The 18577-nt window shown below is 66.6% G+C and carries 11 protein-coding genes and 3 tRNA genes; 10 read left to right on the plus strand and 4 right to left on the minus strand.

Features of this window, described 5'->3' with window-relative positions; genetic code table 11:
* Positions 1 to 6 precede the first annotated feature (6 nt).
* The 10 genes from NXI30_03975 to NXI30_04020 all read left to right on the plus strand — a co-directional run bounded on the left by NXI30_03975 (position 7) and on the right by NXI30_04020 (position 13535).
* Positions 7 to 1587 (plus strand): hypothetical protein, encoded by a 1581-nt coding sequence (locus NXI30_03975; GenBank protein MCR9093355.1) that lies wholly within the window; start codon positions 7 to 9, stop codon positions 1585 to 1587.
* Positions 1584 to 5219, plus strand: a complete 3636-nt coding sequence (locus tag NXI30_03980; protein MCR9093356.1) for a hydantoinase B/oxoprolinase family protein — start codon at positions 1584 to 1586, stop codon at positions 5217 to 5219. Before NXI30_03975 ends, NXI30_03980 begins: the two co-directional genes overlap by 4 nt.
* Positions 5220 to 5304: 85 nt before the next feature.
* A tRNA-Lys gene (locus tag NXI30_03985) sits at positions 5305 to 5380 on the plus strand.
* A gap of 192 nt (positions 5381 to 5572) precedes the next feature.
* Positions 5573 to 5658: transfer RNA gene (locus NXI30_03990), tRNA-Leu, on the plus strand.
* Positions 5659 to 5786: 128 nt separating this feature from the next.
* The gene (gene tig / locus NXI30_03995) at positions 5787 to 7118 is read left to right on the plus strand and encodes a trigger factor (GenBank protein MCR9093357.1); all 1332 of its coding nucleotides are present in this window, start codon (positions 5787 to 5789) and stop codon (positions 7116 to 7118) included.
* 429 nt (positions 7119 to 7547) lie between these two features.
* On the plus strand, positions 7548 to 8183 hold the full coding sequence (gene clpP / locus NXI30_04000) for an ATP-dependent Clp endopeptidase proteolytic subunit ClpP (GenBank protein MCR9093358.1): 636 nt from the start codon (positions 7548 to 7550) through the stop codon (positions 8181 to 8183).
* A gap of 143 nt (positions 8184 to 8326) precedes the next feature.
* Positions 8327 to 9571, plus strand: coding sequence for an ATP-dependent Clp protease ATP-binding subunit ClpX (gene clpX / locus NXI30_04005; GenBank protein MCR9093359.1), 1245 nt, complete (start codon positions 8327 to 8329; stop codon positions 9569 to 9571).
* A 138-nt stretch (positions 9572 to 9709) separates the two neighbouring features.
* Positions 9710 to 12169, plus strand: coding sequence for an endopeptidase La (lon, locus tag NXI30_04010; protein ID MCR9093360.1), 2460 nt, complete (start codon positions 9710 to 9712; stop codon positions 12167 to 12169).
* A gap of 30 nt (positions 12170 to 12199) precedes the next feature.
* Positions 12200 to 12276: transfer RNA gene (locus NXI30_04015), tRNA-Val, on the plus strand.
* A gap of 182 nt (positions 12277 to 12458) precedes the next feature.
* Positions 12459 to 13535 carry a site-specific integrase gene (locus NXI30_04020; protein ID MCR9093361.1) on the plus strand — a complete coding sequence of 359 codons (1077 nt, stop codon included), beginning with the start codon at positions 12459 to 12461 and terminating at the stop codon, positions 13533 to 13535.
* Here NXI30_04020 and NXI30_04025 read toward each other — a convergent pair.
* The 4 genes from NXI30_04025 to NXI30_04040 form a co-directional block, all read right to left on the minus strand.
* Positions 13513 to 13872, minus strand: coding sequence for a helix-turn-helix domain-containing protein (locus NXI30_04025; GenBank protein MCR9093362.1), 360 nt, complete (start codon positions 13870 to 13872; stop codon positions 13513 to 13515). The genes NXI30_04020 and NXI30_04025 overlap by 23 nt on opposite strands.
* Before the next feature lie 189 nt (positions 13873 to 14061).
* Positions 14062 to 14430, minus strand: a complete 369-nt coding sequence (locus NXI30_04030) for a hypothetical protein (GenBank protein MCR9093363.1) — start codon at positions 14428 to 14430, stop codon at positions 14062 to 14064.
* Positions 14427 to 14990: a hypothetical protein gene (locus tag NXI30_04035; protein MCR9093364.1), complete on the minus strand. Its 564-nt coding sequence runs from the start codon at positions 14988 to 14990 to the stop codon at positions 14427 to 14429. The genes NXI30_04030 and NXI30_04035 overlap by 4 nt, the downstream gene beginning before the upstream one ends.
* 353 nt (positions 14991 to 15343) lie before the next feature.
* On the minus strand, positions 15344 to 18574 hold the full coding sequence (locus NXI30_04040; protein ID MCR9093365.1) for a hypothetical protein: 3231 nt from the start codon (positions 18572 to 18574) through the stop codon (positions 15344 to 15346).
* Positions 18575 to 18577 lie beyond the last annotated feature (3 nt).

An 18577-nucleotide genomic window follows, 5' to 3' on the forward strand; every position in this document is an offset into this window, starting at 1 on the left:
GCGAGCGTGACTGACGACCAACGTCGCGTCGCCGGTGCCGCGGGACTGCTCGCGGCGAGCGTGCTGATCGCGCGCGTCCTCGGCTTGTTGCGAGACGCGCTCCTCGCCTCTCAGCTGGGGCTTGGGCCCGAAGTCGACGTCTACTACGCGGCGTTCATGATCCCGGACATCCTGGGCTACCTGCTCGCCGCCGGGGCAGTCGCCGTCGCGATCACGCCGCCCTACGTGAAGCGGCTCGAGCACGAGGGCCAGACCGCTGCGGCGCGATTCGCGTCGGTCGTCGTCGGGACCGTCGGGGGCCTCGCGACCGGGGCGACGATCGTGCTCTGGTTGCAGGCCGAGCCCTTGATGCGGCTCCAGTTCCCGGACTTCGACGACGCGAACCTCGCGGAGGCGGTCCGTCTGACGCGGATCGTGCTGCCGGCGCAGATCTTCTTCCTGACCGGGGGCGTGCTGCGCGGCGTGTTGATGGCGCACGGTCGCTTCGCGCCCCAGGCGTGGGCGTCGATCGTCTACAGCGCCGCGCCCATCGGCGGGGCGCTCGTCGCGATGGCGCTCGGCGTCGAGGGGCGCGCCGACGGCTTCGCCTGGGGCACCCTCGTCGGCGCGATCGTCGGTCAATGGGCGATCCCGGTCTTCGCGCTTCGCCGTCTGCCCGGTGCCGTCGGACGGATTCGCGTGGCGCCCCTCGACCGCGATTTCCGGGAGTACGCGTGGCTCGCGCTGCCGCTCATGCTCGGGCTCGGTCTCACGACCGTCGACGAGTGGTACGAGAAGTGGCTGGGCGCGACGATCGCGCCCGGCGCGATCGCGGCCATCACCCTCGCGCGCAAGCTGATGATGGTGCCGGTCGGGATCGTGGGACAGGCGGTCGGGGCGGCGCTCCTGCCTTCGCTCACGACGCGATACCAACAGGGAGACGACGCGGGCTTCGGCGAGCTGCTGACGACGACGTTGCGGACGTGTCTCGGGCTCGGTCTCGTCGCGGCGGGCGGACTCGCGGCGCTGGCGCTTCCGGCGGTTCGGCTCGTCTACGAGTACGGACGATTCGAGGGCGCGGACTCGCTCGCGGTCGCTGGGCTCCTGGTCGTGCTCGCCGCGGCCATCCCGGGCTGGGTCGTGCAGCAGGTCGCCGTACGCGGGTTCTACGCCCGCGGCGAGATGTGGCTCGCGATGGGGCTCTCGACGGGGATCGCGCTGGCGGTGTTCCCGCTCTACTGGATGGGCGCGCGGGGGCAGGGCGTGCAGGGGCTCGCGGCGGCCTCGGCGACGGCGATCTCGATGAACGCGATCCTGACCCTCGTCTGGCTGCACGTCCGCGCCGGGAGCCCGGATCCGCTCGCGCTCGTCCGCACGCTCGTGCGCGGCCTGCTCGTGGTCGCGCTCGCGGGGGTTGTGACGGTCCTCGCGCTCGGCCTCCTGCGCGAAGCGCTGCCCTGGGCGATCGCGCAGCTCGCAGTGGGCGGAGCGTTCTATGGAATCGTCGCCCTCGTCGGGATCCGCTTCTTCGGCGACGAGGCGCTCCGCGAGGGCATCGAGGCCGTGCTCGCTCGGCTGCGCCGCGGATCGCGATCGGACCCCGAATGAGCGCCGCCCCGTGGCAGTTCTGGATCGACCGGGGCGGGACCTTCACCGATTGCCTCGGACTCGCGCCGGACGGTGTCGTCCATACGACGAAGGTGCTCTCGTCGGATCGCGCGCCCCTCGAGGCCGTCGAACGGATCGTCTCCGTCGCCGGCGCGGGCCCGGAGGCGACCCGGGGCGCCCGCATCAAGCTCGGCACGACCGTCGCGACGAACGCGCTCCTCGAACGGCGCGGCGTCCCGACGGCGCTGCTCACCAACGAAGGACTCTCCGGCGTCTTCGACATCGGCACCCAGGAACGTCCCGACCTCTTCGCCCTCGAGATCACCCGCTCCCCGCGGTTGCAGCGCTGGCGGCTCGAAGTCCCCGGACGCCGCGGCGCCGACGGCGAAATCGTCGAGCCCGTCGAGCTCGACCACGCACGCTCGCTCCTCGCAGGCGCCCGCGAAGAGGGGGCCCGGGCCGTCGCGATCGTCTGGCTGCACGCCCACCTCGACCCCGCGGACGAGCGCGCGCTGGCCGAGGTGGCGCGCGACGTCGGATTCGAGCACGTCGTGGGCTCCCACGAGCTCGCCCGCGAAATCGGCTTCCTCTCGCGCGGCGAGACGACGATCGCCGACGGCTACCTGACGCCGCTCTTGCGCGGCCACGTGGATGCCCTCGCGCGTGGTCTGCCCGAGGCCGATCTCCGTTTCATGCAGTCGTCGGGAGGACTGACCGAGGGCGAGCGCTTCCGCGGGCCGAACGCGCTGCTCTCGGGGCCGGCGGGCGGGGTCGTCGCGGCCGGCCGGGTCGCGCGGGCTGCCGGCTTCGACCGGGCGATCGGTTTCGACATGGGGGGCACGTCGACGGACGTGTCGCTGGTCGAAGGCGAGCGTCTCGACCGGGCTTTCGAGAGCGAGGTGGGCGGGGTCCGGGTGAAGGCACCGATGCTGCGGATCCATACCGTGGCCGCCGGGGGCGGCTCGCTCTGTCGCTTCGACGGAATCCGGCTGACGGTGGGGCCCGAGAGTGCGGGGAGTGATCCCGGCCCGCTCTGTTACGACCTCCGCGACGCGGAGGGGCGGCCGAAGGCGACGGAGCTCGCGGTGACCGACGTGAACCTCGCCCTCGGGCGCGTGATGCCGGACCGCTTCCCTTTTTCCCTCGCGCGCGCGCCGGTCGACCGCGCGCTCTCGTCGATGCGCGACACCCTGGCCAAGTCTGGATTCGAACGCAGCGAGGAGGAGATCGCGGCGGGCTTCTTCGAGATCGCGAATGCGAGCATGGCGCAGGCGATCATCGAGGTGAGCGTCGAACGCGGGGCGGATCCGCGCGACCACGTGCTCGTCGGCTTCGGTGGCGCCGGGGGCCAGCACGTCTGCGCGATCGCGCGCCGACTCGGCATCTCGGAGATCCTGCTCCATCCGTACGCCGGTCTGCTCTCGGCCTACGGGATCGGGATCGCGCCGGAGTCCTGGGACGGTCAGCGCGACGGGCGCGCGCGCACGCTGCCGATCGAAGGGCCGCTTCCGGAATCGATCGGGGCCGAGTGGTCCGCCCTGGAGGACGAGGGGCGCGGCGCGCTCACGGGCGAAGGCGTCGCCGGCGACGATCAGCACGTCGAGCGCAGCCTCGACCTCGGCTACGTCGGAACGGATACCGCGCTCACCGTCGTCGGGTCGGGAGACGCACCCGCCTGGCGGACGTCCTTCGAGGACGAGCACCGCACGCGTTTCGGCTACGTCCGTGAAGGCCGCGAGATCGAGGTCAAGGCCGTGCGTGTCCGGCTCGCCGGCGCGGCGGGGGAGGCGCCCTCACCGGCGCCGCCGGACGGGCACGCCTCGCCGGAGCCGATCCGGCGAACACGGGCCTGGTTTCCGGAGGTCGGCCGGGTCGAGGCGCCCGTTTTCGAGCGCGAGTCGCTTCGGCCGGGGGATCGTCTGGAAGGACCGGCGCTGATCCTCGAATCGACGGGAACCGTCGTCGTCGACCCGGGCTTCGCGCTCGAGGTGGACGAGGGACGCGTGTTCCGGCTGCGCTTCGAGGGACGGGTCGAACGGACGCGATCCGTCGATCTAGAGGAGGCGGATCCGGTCCGGCTCGAGGTCCTCGGCAACCGCTTCATGTCGATCGCGGAGCAGATGGGTGCCGTGCTCCGGAACACGTCGGTCTCGACGAACATCAAGGAGCGTCTCGACTATTCCTGTGCGGTCTTCGATCGCGAGGGGGGGCTCGTCGCGAACGCGCCGCACATTCCGGTCCATCTGGGCGCGATGGCCGACACGATCGCGGCGGTGCGCGCGCGCTTTCCGGAGATGGCGCCCGGCGACGTCTTCGTCACGAACGATCCCTTCGCGGGGGGGTCGCACCTGCCGGACGTGACGGTCGTGACGCCGGTCTTCGAGGTGGGGGACGAGCGGCCGTCGTTCTACGTGGCGAGCCGCGGCCACCACGCGGACCTCGGGGGCAAGACGCCCGGCTCGATGCCTCCGGACTCGACGTGCCTCGAGGAAGAGGGCGTGCTGATCGAGGCGTTCCCGCTGGTCCGCGAAGGACACTTCGACGAGGCGCGCATCCGACGCGTGCTGGGCGAGGGGCCCTATCCGGCGCGGCGACCCGACGACAACGTCGCGGATCTCGAGGCGATGGTGGCGGCGAACCGGGCCGGAAGCGCGCTGCTCGAAGCCCTCGTCGAAGAGGTCGGGGACGAGGTCGTGCAGGTCACGATGGCGCAGCTCCAACGGGCGGGCGCCACGAAGGTCGCCGGCGAGCTCGCGGCGCTCGCTCCGGGGGAGCACGTCTTCGAGGACGCCCTCGACGACGGGACCCCGATCCGGGTCCGGCTCGGTCTCGTCCACGCGGACGGCAGCGATCCGGACGCGCTGCCTGCGCGGATGACGATCGACTTCGAGGGCACGGGCCCCGCGCAGGCGCACAACCTGAACGCCCCCGCGGCGGTCGTGCGCGCGGCGGTGATCTACGTGCTGCGTTCGCTCGTCGCGGAGCGGATTCCGCTGAACGGTGGCTGTCTCGCGCCGGTCGACGTGCGCATCCCGAGCGGCTCGCTGCTCGACCCGCCGCGCGGCTCCGCGGTCGTCGGCGGCAACGTCGAGACGTCGCAGCGGGTGGTCGACGTTCTGCTGGGGGCGCTCGGTCGGGCGGCGGCCAGTCAGGGGACGATGAACAACGTGACCTTCGGCGACGAAGCCTTCGGCTACTACGAGACGATCGGCGGCGGCGCCGGCGCGACGCCCAACGCCCCGGGCGAGGGCGGCGTCCACACCCACATGACCAACACCCGCATCACCGATCCCGAGGTACTCGAGGCACGCTTCCCCGTCCGCCTCCTGGCCTTCGGGCTCCGGCCCGGCTCCGGGGGCGAGGGCGCTCGGCGAGGGGGCGACGGACTCGTGCGTCGCTACCGGTTCCTGCGCCCGGTCACCGTCTCGCTCCTGACCGAACGTCGCACCCGGGCGCCCTTCGGGCTCGAAGGGGGCGAGTCGGGCGCGTGCGGTCGCAATCGCGTCCGGCGTGTCGGGACCGGCGCCTTCGAGGACGCGCCGGGGCACGCGCGGCTCGAGCTCGCGGCCGGCGACGAGCTCTGGATCGAGACGCCGGGCGGCGGCGGACACGGCGCGCGGACGGGCGGGTGAGGCCCTCGCGGCCGCGGCGTCACGCCGCGGATGCGAAAGCACCCGGGAGTCTTGAATCCCCTCCGGGTAGTGGTAAGGTCCGCCCGGGCGAGTAGCTCAATTGGCAGAGCAAGTGGCTCTTAACCACTAGGTTCGGGGTTCGATTCCCCGCTCGCTCACCATTCCTTGTTTCGGCGCGGAGCGCCTCTCGACGCGACCTTCGGTCGCGTCTTGCGCTCAGGGCTGACAACGGGATGGTTCGGGGCTTCGAGGCCCTCTCGTAGGCCGCCTGTCCGGGCGGCTTTCTCCTTTCTGGACATGGACTCGGCGGTCTGGCCGCTCCGACGAATCGGGATCCGCTACCTAATGGGCGGGCCGGGGTGGCGGAACTGGTAGACGCAGTGGCCTTAGGAGCCACCGTCCTCGTGACGTGCAGGTTCGAGTCCTGTCCCCGGTACCATTTCCTTTCGCGCCCTCGCAGACCTTCGCCTTCGCTCCATCACGAGGCTCGGGCGCGATGACAGAATGATGCGTCCAGCAGAGGCCGAAGCGCCGGACGTGATCCAAGACGAATAGAGGAAGACAGTCATGGCAGACGTCGAGACGGGTCGGGATGACATCCAGATCGAGACGAACGAGATCTCCGAGGTCGTGCGTGAGATCGCGATCGAGGTCGCGGCCAAGCGCGTCGATGCGGCGTTCGGGCGGGTCGTGCAGGAGCTGCGCAAGACGGCGCGCGTGAAGGGCTTCCGCCCGGGCAAGGTCCCGGCGAACGTGATCAAGCAGATGTATGGCGAGGGGCTGGGCGAGGAGATCGAGCGCCAGCTCGTGCGAGAGACCCTGGCCGACGCCGTCGAGCTCGCCGAGCTCGAGCCGGTGGTCGAGCCGCAGATCGAGGCCGAAGTTCCGAGCGAGGGCAAGGCGTTCCGCTACAAGGCTCGAATCGAGATCAAGCCGTCGATCGATCTGCCCGAACTCTCGGCGCTTTCCGGCGAGCGGCCCCGGGTCGAGGTCGGAGACGACGAGCTCCTCACCGAGCTCGAGAGCCTACGAGAGCGGAGCGTGGCCTGGGTGGAGGAGGACGAAGAGACCCTCGCCGAGAGCGGCCATCAGGTCACGATCGACTTCGTCGGCTCGATCGACGGCGTCGAGTTCGAGGGGGGGAGCGCCGAGGGCGTCGACCTCGAGCTCGGCTCGGGCCGCATGATCCCGGGCTTCGAGGACGAGCTGATCGGCGCGAAGTCCGGCGAGGAGCGGGACCTCAACGTGACCTTCCCCGAGGACTACGGAAACGAAGAGCTCTCGGGCAAGGCCGCGGTCTTCAAGGCGACGGTCAATGCGATCAAGCGCAAGGAGCTCCCCGAACTCGACGACGACTTCGCCAAGGACCTCGGCGAGGAGTTCGAGACCCTCGACGACGTGCGCGAGAAGATCAAGGAAGGCCTGACGGCCCAGCGCCAGCACGCCTCCGACCACCACCTCCACAAGAGCCTGCTCGACGACCTGGTCACGCGCACGAGCTTCGAGGTCCCCCCCGGCATGGTCGAGCGTCAGCTCGAGAGCCAGCTGCAGCAGTTCGAGCAGCAGATGCAGGGCCGGGTCCCGGAGACGGATCTCCGCGCGCGCCTCTCTCAGATGCGCGAAGAGGGATGGGACGAAGCAAAGCGACGCGTCCAGGAAGGGCTCCTGCTCGAGGCGGTTGCGAAGCGCGCCGAGCTCGAGGCGAGCGAGGAAGAGATCGACGCGCGACTCGACGAGATGGCGGCGGGGCAGGGCGTCGATGCGAAGCTCATGCACGACATGGCGAACGCCCAGGGCTGGCGCCCGGCGGTCGCTGCGGAGGTCGTGGATCGAAAGGCGCTCGACCATCTGTCCGAGGCGGCGAACGTCACTGACGTCGATCCGCCCGAAGCGGACTGACGCGCGAGAGACGGACGGAGCGCTCTCCGGGTCGTTCGGTCACCGTCGCAATCGACGACGGCCCGAGGCGATCCGGTGGAGTCGGACGAAGGTTCGCAGGCAACTCCGCGTCGTCGTTCACGATCCCGAGGGAGCGCAGCTGTCGGCCCGAGAGAAACCGCACGCGCATGTCGGGCACTCTCTTTAGCGCGCGCCTTGCGGAGGGCGGAACTTCGGTGCCGCGAGGAGCGGCAGCCGGCTGCGTGGCCGCCTGCGCGAGTTGCGGTGGCCTCGTGCGTGGCGGAGACTAGTCTAGAGAAGTGTCCGTGATCCCCGGGGTCACGGGGCGTCGAGGCGGGCGGGGGGCCCGCGTCGGATCGCACAGCCGCCCGAAGTGCGTCGGAGCGCCGAGAGGCGCGCGAGCGACGCGAGAGAGGAAATAGAGGCCGAATGGAACGGTTCAATCCCCAGGCGTACACGATCCCGATGGTGATCGAGCAGAACCAGCGCGGAGAGCGTGTCTTCGACATCTATTCCCGGCTGCTCAGGGACCGGGTCGTCTTCCTGGGGACCGAGATCCACGACGAGATCGCCAACGTGATCGTCGCCCAGCTGCTCTTCCTCGAGGCGGACGATCCGGACAACGACATCCACCTCTACATCAACTCCCCGGGCGGTTCGGTGACCGCTGGGCTCGCGATCTACGACACGATGCAGTTCATCCGTCCCGACGTGCACACGACCTGCATCGGGATGGCGGCGTCGATGGGCGCCTGGCTCCTGGCGGCGGGTGCGGAAGGCAAGCGCTCCGCGCTCCCCAATGCGCGGGTGATGATCCACCAGCCCATGGGCGGGACCCGCGGGCCGGCCAGCGACATCGACATCCAGGCGCAGGAAATCCTGAAGCTTCGCCATAGGATGAACGAGATTCTTGCGGGCCATACCGGGCGCGATCTGGACCAGATCGCGGCGGATACGGAGCGCGACTACTATATGAGCGCCGAGGAAGCGCGGGACTACGGGATCGTCGACTCCGTGGCGAACCGTCGCTCGGGTGGCCCGGCCGAGAGCAGCAGCGAAGGCTGAACGGATTCCATCGTCGGTTCGACCGGCAGGCGACCGGGAAGGGATCCGAACGGCCTTCATGCGGGAACAGCACGCGAACCGCACGAAAGTGTCGATGGGCCCACCGTCGGTCAAGTCAATGATCACCGGGGGGTGAGAGAAGAATGAAGAAGCGAGACGACAACGCGAACCTCTCGTGCTCCTTCTGCGGCAAGTCGCAGAAGGAAGTGAAGAAGCTCATCGCCGGGCCCACCGTCTACATCTGTGACGAGTGCATCGAGCTCTGCAACGACATCATCGCCGAGGAGTACGGCCAGGAGGAGGCCGGCGGCGCACCGCCCCGCGTCCTCAAGCCCAAGGAGATCAAGGCCGCCCTCGACGAGTACGTGATCGGTCAGGATGCGGCGAAGAAGGTCCTCTCGGTCGCCGTCCACAACCACTACCGCCGGATCGAGAGCGGAAACATCTCCGACGTCGAGCTGCAGAAGGCGAACATCCTGCTGCTCGGCCCGACCGGTTCGGGCAAGACGCTCCTCGCCCAGACCCTGGCCAAGATCCTCGACGTCCCCTTCACGATCGCCGACGCGACGACGCTCACCGAGGCGGGCTACGTCGGCGAGGACGTGGAGAACATCGTCCTCAACCTGCTCCAGGCCGCGAACTACGACGTCGAGCGCGCCCAGCGCGGGATCATCTACATCGACGAGATCGACAAGATCGCCCGCAAGAGCGAGAACCCGTCGATCACGCGTGACGTTTCGGGCGAAGGTGTCCAGCAGGCGCTCCTCAAGATCATCGAGGGCACGATGGCGAGCGTCCCGCCCAAGGGGGGGCGAAAGCACCCGCAGCAGGAATTCCTGCAGATCGACACCACGAACATCCTTTTCATCTGCGGCGGCGCCTTCGTCGGCCTGGAGGGAATCATCGAGCGGCGGATCGGGGTGAAGGGCCTCGGCTTTGCTGCCGATATCCAACACAAGGCCGAACGCAAGAAGGGTGAGGCGCTCCGCGAAGTGCAGGCAGAAGATCTACTCCATTTCGGATTGATTCCCGAGTTCATCGGGCGCCTGCCGGTCGTGGCGACGCTCGAAGAGCTGAACGAGGAAGCGCTGATCGCGATCCTGACCCAGCCGAAGAACGCGCTGGTCAAGCAGTACGAGAAGCTCTTCGAGTTCGAGGACGTCTCGCTCCAGTTCACCGACGGCGCGCTCAGCGCGGTCGCGCGGAAGGCCCTGTCGCAGAAGTCGGGCGCCCGTGGGCTGCGCGCGATCCTCGAGAACGCGATGTTGGAACTCATGTACGAATTGCCCTCCAGGGACGACGTCGAAGAATGCGTGGTCGGCGAAGAAGTGATCGAGCAGGGCGCAGAGCCCGTGCTCGGCCTGAAGCGGGAGGCGGAGTCGGCCTGATCAGGGCGGTTTCCGGGCCAGGAACGGGGGTCGCTTGCCCCCGCCGCGAGCGTGCCTAGGGTTCGGTCTCGCACCCGGGATGCCTGACGAGGGCGATGCTGTGAACCGCAGGATCGAAAAGACGACGGGGGGTTGGTCATGAGTGAAGAAGAAGCCGGAAACGGGGGGCGCGTCCCGCTGCTTCCGCTGCGAGACATCGTCGTCTTTCCGCACATGGTCGTGCCGCTCTTCGTGGGCCGCCCGAAGTCGATCCAGGCCCTCGAAGACGCCATGGCGGGCGATCGTCAGCTCGTCGTCGCGGCCCAGCGCGTCGCCGGCGAGGAAGAGCCGACCCCCGAGGACATCTTCGAGATCGGCACCCTCGGGACGATCATCCAGCTGCTGCGCCTGCCCGACGGGACCGTGAAGGTCCTGGTCGAGGGGAAGAGCCGCGCGCGCATCCGTGACTTCGCGGCGACCGACCCCTACTTCGCGGTCGAGGTCGAGGCGCTCGACGACGAGGGCGCGGACTCCCCCGAGGCGGAGGCGCTCGTTCGCTCGATCCACACGACCTTCGAGAGCTACTCCAAGCTCAACAAGAAGATCGCCCCCGAGATCGTGAACTCGGTCGCGGCGATCAGCGAGCCCGGCAAGCTCTCCGACACGGTGGTCGCCCACCTGAACCTGAAGCTTCCCGATCGTCAGAAGCTCCTCGAGGTGACCTCGACGGTCGAACGCCTCGAAGAGGTCTACAACCGCATGCAGGCGGAGATCGAGGTCCTCGAGGTCGAGCGGAAGATCCGCGGCCGCGTCAAGAAGCAGATGGAGCGCTCCCAGAAGGAGTACTACCTGAACGAGCAGATGCGGGCGATCCAGAAGGAGCTGGGCGACCGCGGCACCGGCGACGACGGCAAGAACGAGCTCGCCGAGCTCGAGGAGCAGCTCGCCGCGAAGAGCATGCCCGAAGAGGCGCGCGACCGGACGGAGAAGGAGCTCAAGAAGCTCAAGCAGATGTCGCCGATGGCGGCGGAAGCGACCGTCGTCCGGAACTACATCGACTGGATGCTGGCGCTGCCCTGGGACGAGTACACGGACGAGGAGAAGGATCTCCAGGTCTCGCAGGGCGTCCTCGACGCCGACCACTACGGCCTCGACAAGCCCAAGGAGCGGATCCTCGAGTACCTCGCGGTGCAGACCCTGGTCGAGAAGATCAAGGGCCCGATCCTCTGTCTCGTCGGCCCGCCCGGCGTCGGCAAGACCTCCCTCGGCAAGTCGATCGCCCGCTCGACCGGTCGCGACTTCGTTCGGATCTCGCTCGGCGGCGTCCGGGACGAGGCGGAGATCCGCGGCCATCGCCGGACCTACATCGGCGCGCTGCCCGGCAAGATCATCCAGGGCCTGAAGAAGGCGGGGTCGTCGAACCCGGTCTTCCTGCTGGACGAGATCGACAAGATGTCGATGGACTTCCGCGGCGATCCGTCGTCGGCGATGCTCGAGGTGCTGGATCCGGAGCAGAACAACACGTTCTCGGATCACTATCTCGACGTCGAGTACGACCTCTCGCGTGTGATGTTCATCTGCACGGCGAACGTGCTCGGTGAGATCCCGGGTCCGCTTCGCGACCGTATGGAGATCATCCAGATCCCCGGCTACATCGAGTCGGAGAAGCTCGAGATCGCGAAGAAGCACCTCGTCGACAAGGTCCGGCACGACAACGGACTCTCGGAGGAGGACGTCGTCTTCACGGACAACTCGATCCTCGAGGTGATCCGCCACTACACGCGCGAGTCCGGCGTGCGAGGGCTCGAGCGCGAGCTGGCTTCCGTCGCGCGCAAGGTCGCGCGCGAGAAGGTGTCCCAGGGCGAGTCGTTCAAGCCCGTCAAGGCATCGCCCAAGCTGATCCGGAAATATCTCGGCGTGCAGAAGCACCGCTTCGGCCAGACCGAGGAGGAGAACCGGATCGGCGTGACGACCGGCCTCGCGTACACGGAGGTCGGGGGCGAGCTGCTCCAGACCGAGGTCTCGATCATGCCCGGCAAGGGGAAGGTCCAGATCACGGGGCGCCTCGGCGAGGTCATGACCGAGTCGGCGAACGCGGCGATGTCCTACATCCGCTCTCGCGCGAAGCAGCTCGGCCTGACGAGCAACTTCCACGAGCAGGTGGACGTCCACATCCACGTGCCCGAAGGCGGGACGCCCAAGGACGGGCCGTCGGCGGGCATCACGATGGCGACGACGATCGCGTCGGCGCTGACCCGGATCCCGGTCCGCTCCAACGTGGCCATGACCGGCGAGATCACGCTCCGCGGACGCGTGCTCCCGATCGGCGGCCTCAAGGAGAAGCTGATCGCGGCCCATCGCGGCGGGATCGACACGGCGCTCGTTCCCAAGGAGAACGAGAAGGACCTGAAGGACCTGCCGGCGGTGATCAAGAAGAACATCAAGATCATCCCCGTCGAGCACATGGACGAAGTCCTGCGCCTGGCCCTCGCGGTCGAGAACCCGGAGCACTTCCTCGAGGACGCCGACGGCATCCACGAGATCGAGGACATCTACATCACGCCCGGTGGGATCGCCCAGGCGACGACGGCTGTGCCGCATCCGGCCGGCGTGAACTGATCCGGGAGCCCCGAACCCGGGGCGCATCCGGGGCGCGTAGCTCAGCTGGCTAGAGCACCTCGTTTACACCGAGGGGGTCCGGGGTTCGAGTCCCTGCGCGCCCACCATCTTCCTTCTGAAAATCGCCTTTCTGAACAGTGACTTGCCGTCCCTCTGGTTCCTCGGCTGCCGTCACGGTAGCATGCGTCGAGTTGGGTGTGGGGGTTTTTGTGGGGACTCTTTCTGAATCCTGCCCCCGCGCAGCTGGCTCGGGGTCCACTGTGGGGACTTCCGTGGGGAGTCTTGGTAGATGGGTGTCCACCGGAGGGGTGCCAGCAAGGTCTGGCAGATCGAGTTCCAACACCGGGGGCAGCGCATTCGCCGGAGTTCTGGGACCACCATCAAGGCGGACGCTCAGGCCCTAGAGGCTCAGCTTCGGTCAGAGCTGCGTGAAGGGGATATCTACGGTTCCTTAGAGGAGCTGACCCTCAGCGAGGCATTCAGGCGGTACTACGAGGCTCGGATCAAGCAAACCGCGAGGAAGCCGAACGCCCAGAAGGTCCTGGCCGCGATCCAGCGCGTCCAGTCAGACCTGGGGCCGGACACTCCTCTTGCCGACCTCACTACCCCCAAGCTGACCAAGTGGCGGGATGGTCTTCGGCGGGCCGACAAGGCAGACGGGACGCCAGGAGAGCCGCTCGCTCCCGCCTCCAAGAATCGGTACCGGGACGTACTGATGGCGACCCTCCGTATGGCACATGAGGAGTGGGGGGCTCTGCGTACGCTGCCCAAGCTCGCGAAGGTCAAGGAGGGCGAGCAGGTCACCCGCTTTCTCACGGACGAAGAGGAGACTGCGCTTCTGGACGCGGCACAGCCGCACCTGAAGGATCTGTTGGTATTTCTCCTGGACACCGGGGCCAGGAAGAGCGAAGCCCTCCAGCTCGAATGGGATCGCGTCAGTCTGGATAGAGCGAGTCCGTCGGTCAGCTTCGTCTCAACCAAGAGTCAGAAGCCCCGAGGTGTACCCGTTCCGAGACGGACCGAGGTGCTACTCCGGCGGCTCCATGGCGAGGCAAGCGAGCGGGCTGGTGGTCGGGAGCTAAAGGGCAGGGTCTTCCTGTGGCAGCCTCCTGGGACCGATTCGTTCGTCCCCTTCGAAGACCCAAAGAAGGGGTTCCGGGCGGCTCGCGAGAGAGCCGGACTTGGTGCCGATGTAACTCTACACGTTATGCGGCATACCTACGCCAGCCGCCTGGTCATGGCTGGGGTTCCCCTCTACGACGTGAGCAAGCTGCTCGGCCACAGTACGGTGACCATGACCGAGCGATACGCGCATCTGGCTCCCGACCACCTGGAGCGCGCGGTTAGGCGGCTCGATCAGCGCTAGTGCCGGGAGCACTCAGGGCGTCGCGCTCTTCTTCGATCCAGTCTCTCGCCTTCCCGCCAGTTGTCTTGTGTCGGTTGGCCTTCCGGAGCTGGCTGGCCTTAGCGGGAGCAGCCTGAGCGAGGTTCGGGAGAGTCAGCTGTTCGGGCGCCTCTGAGATCGCGAGGTCCGACACGAAGGCGTCGAGGCTCTCTCGATGGAAGAGGACTCGTCCACCGAGCTTGATCCGAGGGATCTCCTTGTGTCGGTCGAGGGTTCGGGTGGTCATGCAGAGGTAGTCTGCTGCCTGCACGCGGGTCAGGTAGGTGCGGTCAGAAGTCGTGGTTGTGCGGGTATCCATGGAATCTCGGCTCCAAACGCACTGAAGCCCGGCCGGAGAACCATGAAGGCTCCCTGACCGGGCTCCAGATACAGCGAGACCCACCGGGCTTCCTCTAGGGAGCGGGGCGGGCCATGTGTTGGGGTATTCGGCTCGTTATGTGTGGACAGCGCCTAGCGGTAGGCGCGCGTCACGGATCGAAGGCTCACATCAGTTCAGCCCCTTCTTTGATGTCCGCATGGCCGTTCTCAGTTGGCTATCGGCCGCCGCGTTTCCGGCATAGTCCGCGTAGTAGTGGGTAGGGGGAGGGGGAAGCTCGTCCAGCCCACTCGGGCACCCTTCAAGCTCGTCTAGCTCTTCTGCGCCCACTTCAAGTGCCGGTCTTTCGGTCGCACTGATGCGGTTGTCCCTGAGTAGGCCCACACCGGCTGATAGGTCGGCGGCCGTGGCCGTGCCATCCGCCAGCTTCTTCCTCAGATGCCGCACTGTCTCGGCAGCGAGTGTCTGAAGGTCATCCTTGAAGTAGGTGGGGTCGTCTGAGGTCTCTTGGGTCTCGGGTTCGGTATCGGGCTCAGTCATTTCGCAGTCCCTTGCGTGTTTCGGTCTGAGGTTTGGTGTTGGTCTAGGTCTTGATTGGGTTCATTCGGTAGGCTCTTCTTGAGTTCGAGCCCAGGCAGGGGGAAGGCCATCGACTCCCTCAGCCTTGCTTCGGTGGTCCACGCCTTCTGCTCGGAGTGGACGGCATTGGTTAGGAGTGCCCCCAGCCCCTCCCACACGACTCCCCCCAGAGCGAGGTCCACTTCCTTGCGGAACCTCCGGCAACCGCCGTAGCGCTCCCGGAGCCGAGTGATCTCCATCCCAAGGACGGTGAGGCCATCCCGGTCGGGGAGGCGGCCAAACCTCTCGGGCTCAGCCTCGGCAAGGAGGTAGACAGCGAGCGCCACCTCTAGGAGCTGCTGCGGCGCGACACCTGCGTCGGCTAGAGCGGCTGCCTCGGAGCGGACCACGCCGGCCGCGAGAGGGCACTTGAGGCTCAGGAGTCGCTCACACCAAAGAAGCCCAGCCTGGACTGCTTGGTGCCCCAGATTCCGGCTGACGAACTTGGAAGCTGCCCCCAGATAGGGGCGCAACTCGGCCATGGACAGCCGCAGTAGGTTGGTCGTCCCTGTTCTGGCCCATCGGCTGCGGTGGGCTGAGCACATTGAGGAGGCCTGGTAGCGGGTATTGGAACAGCCAGGTACTCGGCAGGGCAGCCGCCGGTTGACCTGTATCCTGCCTTGGCGGGACTGTGGGTCAAAGAACCCGTTTAGGTGCCCGTGCATCGAGTCTCCTTCCATGAATTGGGCTGTATTCGAACTGAGAGGCACTAGAGAGCGCGGAGACGGCTTAGAGGGGTGCGGGACCTTACTGATCGCCACAGGTCGGGTTCCCCATTTAAAGGGTCAGACCCCTTAGAAGGTCCGCCCCTCGAAATCGACCCTCTAACCGGATCTCAGAAGTCATCCTCCGGTCCGCCGGGGACTCTCTCGCCACTACGCAGCCGCACGATGGACTTATGGGTCGGGTCGTATTCCCATCCCCAGAACGGATTACTGGTGGCTTCTTCGAGAGCGCGCCTGAAGGTCTTGGGGTCGATCCCAGACCATCTGTTGGCCTCCTTCAGCTTCCGAACCGACAGCTTCTCCAGGTCATCGGGGAGCTTTGTCAGAACATCCTCGATCTCCTCGGCAAGCTGCTCCCATCGGGCCCGCTTCACTTCCTCCGTGTGCTGGGGATGCCATCGCATCACATAGGCTCCAGGCATCTCCCTCTCCAGGATGGGAGTCACCTTTCTGCTGGCAATGGGGAGCCACAAGTGCATCTGCCCAGCCTTCCCATCGACGATCCGCCTGCAAGCACCACGGCCCGCCGCCTGGTAGATCACATGGGCCAGCTCACTGGTCATCAGCTCGTTGATCTTCCCGTCCTCGATCGGCTGCTCTGGGTCTCTTACGGCGCCGAAGTAGGCTGCGGCAAGCCGCTGTTGATCCTGGTGGAGAACTCCACACAGGATGACGTGTCGGCAGTAGGCGAAGTCGTTGAGTCCCGTCTCCTGTCCCCATGTCAGGACTGGCCATCTAGGTTTCAGCTCCACCTCTCCTCTCTCATTGGGCACTTCGATCATCGCAGCCTTGTCGAGACCATTCTCAGCCATGAGCTTGTGAAGTCGGCCCTGGAAGTCGTCTCCCTTGTTCTTGTCCCGGAAAACGAAGGTCAGTGCTGCCTCTTCAGGCTTCACTTGATTGACCATCAACTCCGCCACTTCCCGTCCGACATCCCAGTGTTTCGGGGACCGCTTCGCGAACTCCTTGGCAAGAGCCGAACGGCCAGACGGCCGGTACCAGTGGTGGATCGTCACCGGGCTGTAGTCCTTGATCCGCCCTTGGAATCCAGCGGGACGACGAATCGTCTTGTCCAGGTTCTCCAAGAGACGGATCGGGAAGCTGGCATCCAGGACCACAACGTTCTTGATGGCGTCCGGGATCTGGACCACATAGGAGAGGGCAGCCGAGGTCCCGCCAATGGCACCAGTGCGAACTTTGAGTCCCGCCATCTCCACCAAGGCCTTCACGGTTTCCAGAGGCCTCCCATCCCGAGATGGTTGGATTTTCAGCACCTCTCGGCAGACGTAGACGAACTCGGCGGGCGCCTCTAGGGGTAGGCAGGGGATCTCCCTGGTCACAGGCGGGCAGTCCTTCTTCTTCTTTTTCCCAGTTTCAGCATCACTCGTTAGTCGCTTCTCCTCTTGGGTGCCCTCTGTGATGACATCCCGGACGTCTTCGAGCCAGGCGATTGCTCTTGAACGTTCCTCTGCCTCATGGGAGTTCTCCGGAGTTGGCATCTCCTCTATCCGAGTCTTGAGCGCCACATAGGCCTCCTCCAGGTTGACCTTCGAGACCCACCTCGCCTCGGTCGTCAGGAAGGCTTCATCCCAAATCACCAACGGTCGGAGATTCCCGCAGTAGGCGATCTGTTCGACTCCGATGTCCTTGAGTCTCCTGACACGCTCCTGGGTAATCAGCATGTACTTTCGGCCTTGGGCTGCCTCGATACCGATGCTCGGCTCACTTGCATAGACTCTCTCAAGGTGCTGTCGGGCTCGCTCGGCCTTCTGCTCCGAGTACTCCTTGGTGTGAACAAGGCCGATCTCTTCCGGGGTCACCCCCCTGCGGACCAGCTGGCGGTAGTTCGAACAGTTGGCCTCCACCTTCTCCACAGCCACGGCCAATGGCCAAGGGAGATTCAGAGCATCGAGAGCGGTGATGAACGCCAGGATCGCCTGAGTCTTCCCGCCTCCCAGGTCGAGGTCATGGGCCTTTCGTCCCGTCTCCCGCCCGCTCGCCATCGCGGCGAACGAGAGGAGGATCTGGCGGAGGCTGTCTCGGTGCTCCTGGCTGAGCACGTTGCCGTAGTCGCTCAGTCGGGTGATGAGGAGGATCTCAGCCAGATCCGCCGCAGCTTTCTCGGGGAGGCTGTCCCGTGTCCCGATCAGCTGGTTGGCAGTCCCGTCTTCGATGCCAAGGCTGGCGAGTCTCTCGAAGACGCGGGCCCGATCGTCGTCGCTCAGCCGTTCAACCGGAATCGGGGCGTCTTCGCTTGCTGTCGGTTGCTCATGTTCGACGTCGTTCGCTCTCGGGAGCCAGTCCCAAACTTCGTCGCAATCAACGGCCCAGTTCCGTGCCTTCGCGGCGGTGCGTTCGAAGTAGTCGCCAACCTTCTGAGCGAGGCCTGCTTCCTGACGTCTGAACCTGAGGGCGTTCGCGATGTCATCTTCAGCCACGCCTTCCAGAGCAAGGAGGTTTGCGATCGCCAAGTCGATGCCACTGTCGCTTGTGTCCTTTAGGTCCTCGGTCTCTCCAGCCCAGCGGGAGCTGAGTCGCGGGTATCGGGGCGTGCCGTCGGGAGACCTCGCTTCAAGTAGGTCCACGACCGCTTCGGGGCACTCGCCATCGAAGGAAATCAGGCCGGCGGCATGGTCGCGGGGTCGCCCTTGAGTGGCTGCTCCCGCTTGAAGTTCGGCCCCACGGTCCCTCAGTGAATCGAAGGCTGAGAGCGCGTAGCGTCGCTCCGGGTGGAACTCGGCCATCCACGTCTCGTACGGGACCCGTCCCTTCGCCCGCTTCTTCTCATTGGGCCAGTTGATGGTCCCGGCGAGTCGCATGGTGCGGGAGGCGTCTGTAGCCGCTCGGTCCGCCCTGAGTACGTCAGCGATGCCCTTCAGCGTGTGCTCGAAGGTGCGGACGTTGGCCGGGTCCGTGAGGTCGATAGGCTCTTGGAGCAACCAATACAGGTGGAGTCCACCGCCGGAGTAGATCTCCATCGAAGGGACCAACGGGAAGGCCTGGATGAGGTCCCGTGCCGTGCTCTCGGCCAGCTTCGCGGAGAAGTCGATATCAGCCCAGAGGGCTTGGGTGGCCTGAAGGTGCTCCTTGCCGCCTCTCCTCTGACTTGTGCTCTTGGTCTGGCGAGTCGCCACTCCCACGCAGTAATTGAGTTCGCGTCTACGCGGCTTGGATGCCTCCGCCCAGACTTCTTCGGTGGTCTCGAAGACCTCCCGATCCGTTCGCCCGTCGGGTTCGATCAGTCGGAGATCGAGGTAGCCGGGGAGTCCGTCGAACAGGGCGTGCAGGAAGTCGAGCGTGTCGTTCCCGTGCGGGTCTTCGTCTCTCGGGTCGTGGGTCATTCT

It is taken from the genome of bacterium (genome assembly GCA_024742285.1).
Classification (GTDB): Bacteria; Myxococcota_A; UBA9160; order UBA9160; family UBA4427; genus UBA4427.

What these genes read in the sequence shown, in the direction of transcription:
- NXI30_03980 (MCR9093356.1), top strand. Translation starts at nt 1,584, where the DNA reads ATGAGCGCCGCCCCGTGGCAGTTCTGGATCGACCGGGGCGGGACCTTC.
- tig (MCR9093357.1), top strand. Translation starts at nt 5,787, where the DNA reads ATGGCAGACGTCGAGACGGGTCGGGATGACATCCAGATCGAGACGAAC.
- clpP (MCR9093358.1), top strand. Translation starts at nt 7,548, where the DNA reads ATGGAACGGTTCAATCCCCAGGCGTACACGATCCCGATGGTGATCGAG.
- clpX (MCR9093359.1), top strand. Translation starts at nt 8,327, where the DNA reads ATGAAGAAGCGAGACGACAACGCGAACCTCTCGTGCTCCTTCTGCGGC.
- lon (MCR9093360.1), top strand. Translation starts at nt 9,710, where the DNA reads ATGAGTGAAGAAGAAGCCGGAAACGGGGGGCGCGTCCCGCTGCTTCCG.
- NXI30_04020 (MCR9093361.1), top strand. Translation starts at nt 12,459, where the DNA reads ATGGGTGTCCACCGGAGGGGTGCCAGCAAGGTCTGGCAGATCGAGTTC.
- NXI30_04025 (MCR9093362.1), bottom strand. Translation starts at nt 13,872, where the DNA reads ATGGATACCCGCACAACCACGACTTCTGACCGCACCTACCTGACCCGC.
- NXI30_04030 (MCR9093363.1), bottom strand. Translation starts at nt 14,430, where the DNA reads ATGACTGAGCCCGATACCGAACCCGAGACCCAAGAGACCTCAGACGAC.
- NXI30_04035 (MCR9093364.1), bottom strand. Translation starts at nt 14,990, where the DNA reads ATGGCCGAGTTGCGCCCCTATCTGGGGGCAGCTTCCAAGTTCGTCAGC.
- NXI30_04040 (MCR9093365.1), bottom strand. Translation starts at nt 18,574, where the DNA reads ATGACCCACGACCCGAGAGACGAAGACCCGCACGGGAACGACACGCTC.